Below are 709 nucleotides of genomic sequence, written 5' to 3'. Positions count from 1 at the left end.
CTCAAGGCCTGTATTGAGGAGGGCATCGCACAGGAGTACTCCTGCCGCGTCGGGATGTGCCTCGCCTGCTCTGCGGAGATTCTCGAAGGCGACGTCACACAGCCTGCGGCCCGCGGGCTGACCGAAGAAGAATCCGAGAAGTACGCGCTCACCTGTATGGCTCGTCCGCAGAGCGACCTGAAGCTCGAACGTGGTATCTACCCGCCCAGCATCGAGGACGACGCTGTCACCGCGGGTGCCGCCGCAGACGACGACTAACGACGGGTGTCGACGGCGCGGATGGGAACACCCGCGCTCACGTTCTTTTCTTCTCACGCCGATTGCTGACTTCACGTACCGACTGGCGAGCGGTCGGCACGTGGTCGTTTGTTTCAGTCACTCGCCGTCGCCGCGCAGTTGTTCGGCCCTAACTCCACCTCGAAGGCCTCGTCGTCGGCGAGCGAGTCGCGTCCGAGATTGGTGTCGATGATGCGTTCGTAGTTGGTCGGTCGCGGCGGCATATCGTCGAGGACGAACGAAACGAACTCGTCTTCGTCCATCGAGAGCGCATCGAGCTGGTTGCGAAGCGCGTCGAGCGTGGCCACATAGACGCTGTTATCGTTGGACTCGGCCTGTTCACTGTAGTGTCCGGGCGCGATGCGCGTGCCGCCGTCGAACTCGCCGTACCGCTCGCGGAGCGTCTCGTAGAGCCGCCGAGCCGCTGCGGGTG

1 protein-coding gene and 1 pseudogene are annotated in these 709 nt (G+C 63.8%); one reads left to right on the top strand and one right to left on the bottom strand.

The features are described 5' to 3' along the window. On the top strand, positions 1 to 258 hold a 258-nt coding region (locus QT222_RS00290), incomplete at its 5' end, for a 2Fe-2S iron-sulfur cluster-binding protein (protein ID WP_491475929.1). A 113-nt stretch (positions 259 to 371) separates the two neighbouring features. Here QT222_RS00290 and QT222_RS00285 read toward each other — a convergent pair. Continuing rightward, positions 372 to 709 (bottom strand): annotated as a pseudogene (locus QT222_RS00285) (MBL fold metallo-hydrolase); the annotation flags it as partial.

Source organism: Haloferax sp. s1 (assembly GCF_058382125.1).
Note: the sequence above shows the minus strand (reverse complement) of the source record. Positions and strands in the feature narration are given on the sequence as shown.